The organism is Inquilinus limosus MP06 (assembly GCF_000767795.1).
In the GTDB taxonomy this organism is placed as follows: domain Bacteria; phylum Pseudomonadota; class Alphaproteobacteria; order DSM-16000; family Inquilinaceae; genus Inquilinus; species Inquilinus limosus_E.
In genome coordinates this window covers 1-1,651 of sequence record NZ_JANX01000898.1, presented here as the reverse complement: position 1 = coordinate 1,651, position 1,651 = coordinate 1, and the positions used below count along the sequence as shown (strand labels likewise).

The 1,651-nt window shown below is 72.0% G+C and carries 2 protein-coding genes and 1 pseudogene; 2 read left to right on the top strand and 1 reads right to left on the bottom strand.

Annotation, left to right across the window (positions count from 1 at the left end):
* Both P409_RS33755 and P409_RS33750 read left to right on the top strand, forming a co-directional pair.
* The coding region (locus P409_RS33755; protein ID WP_034848997.1) for a PBSX family phage terminase large subunit at window positions 1-668 on the top strand (668 nt) is incomplete at its 5' end.
* A 127-nt stretch (window positions 669-795) separates the two neighbouring features.
* Window positions 796-1,437 (top strand): LysE family translocator, encoded by a 642-nt coding sequence (locus P409_RS33750; RefSeq protein WP_034848995.1) that lies wholly within the window; start codon window positions 796-798, stop codon window positions 1,435-1,437.
* Here P409_RS33750 and P409_RS39700 read toward each other — a convergent pair.
* Window positions 1,434-1,651: pseudogene (locus P409_RS39700) on the bottom strand (hypothetical protein); the annotation flags it as partial. The gene P409_RS33750 and the pseudogene P409_RS39700 sit on opposite strands and share 4 nt — an antisense overlap.

Sequence of the window (1,651 nt, the reverse complement as noted above, 5' to 3'; positions counted from 1 at the left end):
GCCCGCATTTCCCGAAGGTGCTGAAGGCCGAGCTGGAATGGGACCGCGACCGCGACCCGGACAAGTTCCAGCATGTCTGGCTCGGCGGCTACCAGCGGGCCAGCGAGGCGCGGGTGTTCCAGAACTGGCGGGTGGAGGCGTTCGAGACCCCGGCCGACGCCCTCTTCCTGTTCGGCGCCGACTGGGGCTTCGCCCGCGACCCGACCGTGCTGGTGCGCTGCTTCCTGATCGGCCGCACCCTGCATGTCGACCACGAGGCCTATCGGGTGGGCTGCGAGATCGACCGCACGCCGGCGCTGTTCGACACCGTGCCGGCGTCGCGGCAATGGCCGATCGTCGCCGACGGCGCCCGGCCGGAGACCATCAGCTACCTGCAGCGCCACGGTTTCCCGCGGCTGCGGGCGGCGCAGAAGGGGCCGGGGTCGGTCGTCGAGGGCGTCGAGTTCCTGAAGAGCTGCGACATCCTGGTGCATCCGCGCTGCCGCCACCTGATCGACGAGCTGGCGCTCTACGCCTGGCGCACCGACCCGCGCAGCGGCGAGATCCTGCCGGTGCTGGAGGACCGCGAGAACCACGCCATCGACGCGCTGCGCTATGCCCTCGAAGGCCAGCGCCACAGCACCTATGACGCCAGCCTCAGCTGGGTCGGCAACGTGCTGCGCTGGTGAGGGGCGGTGGCGGGAGCGGCAACGGGCCGCTCCGGGCGACGAATCTTGCCCTCCGAGCAATCTTCCTGTTGCCGGGAAGCGGAGCGGACCGCGATGCTCGGCGGCGTCGCATCCGAGGATTTCCGTGATGATCGTCAGCCCCACCGGCCTGGCCGGGCTTGCCCTGATCGCCCTGGGCATGGTCTGCACCCCCGGGCCGAACATGATCTACCTGCTGTCGCGCTCGATCCTGCAGGGCCGGCTGGCCGGGGCGATCTCGCTGGCCGGCGTGGTGCTGGGCCTGCTCTGCTACATGCTGGCGTCGGCCATCGGCCTCACCGCGCTGATGCTCGCCGTGCCCCTGGCCTACGAGGCGGTGAAGCTGGCCGGCGCCGGCTACCTGCTGTGGATGGCCTGGAATTCGGTGCGGCCCGGCGCCGGGTCGCCGCTGCGGCCGCGCCGCGACCTCAGGCCCGACCGGCCGCGCAAGCTGTTCGCCATGGGCTTTCTGACCGCGCTCTTGAACCCGAAGATCGCGATCTTCTACGTCTCGCTGCTGCCGCAGTTCATCGACCCGGAGCGCGGCCATGTGCTGGCGCAGAGCGTCGTGCTGGGCGCCACCCAGGTGGCGATCAGCTTCAGCGTCAACCTGCTGATCGTGCTGGCGGCCGGCGGCATCTCCGCCTGGTTCGCGACGCGGCCGACCTGGCTGCAGGTGCAGCGCTGGGTGATGGGCAGCCTGCTGGCCGGCTTCGCCGTGCGGCTGGCCCTCGACAAGCGCCCGGTCTAGGCCAGCCCTTCCAGTTCGGCCGCCAGGAAGTCCTGCAGCGACTGCACCGCCGCCGGGTCCTCGGCCGGCCGGGCGGCGCGGTACAGGGCGAAATCGGCGCGCGGCGCCGGCGGCAGGCCCTCGGCCGGGCCGACCACCCGCATCGCCTCGCGGATATGGCCGTCCAGCAGCACCGAGACGCCGAGGCCCGCCTCCACCGCCGCCTGGATCGCCG

What these genes read in the sequence shown, in the direction of transcription:
- P409_RS33750 (WP_034848995.1), top strand. Translation starts at nt 796, where the DNA reads ATGATCGTCAGCCCCACCGGCCTGGCCGGGCTTGCCCTGATCGCCCTG.